The following is a 306-nucleotide window of genomic DNA, read 5'->3' on the forward strand; positions in this document are numbered from 1 at the left end:
TTCGATATCCGCGAAGTTGCTGATTTTCACCGCGCCATCCGGGAAGCGTGCGATCACTTCCAGCTGGCCACCCATGGCTTCGATGTGGCTGCGCAAGGTGGAGATGTACATATCCGTACGCCGCTCCATTTTGGCAATTGCCGGCTGCTGCACCTGCAGCACTTCAGACAGCATCTTCTGCGACAAGCCTCTAGCCTGGCGCAACTCATTCAGGGGCATTTCAGCCAACAGTTCCTGGGCCTTGGCCTCGACGCGGGCCTGTCCCTCAGGCGACATTTGCGCCCGAAGGTCGGAGAATTTCTTAGC

At 58.2% G+C, this 306-nt stretch carries 1 protein-coding gene; it reads right to left on the minus strand.

The annotated features are described in order from the left end of the window. On the minus strand, positions 1 to 306 hold a 306-nt coding region (locus GYB81_RS23885; RefSeq protein WP_161898009.1), incomplete at both ends, for an XRE family transcriptional regulator.

This window comes from Pseudomonas yangonensis (genome assembly GCF_009932725.1).
Classification (GTDB): domain Bacteria; phylum Pseudomonadota; class Gammaproteobacteria; order Pseudomonadales; family Pseudomonadaceae; genus Aquipseudomonas; species Aquipseudomonas yangonensis.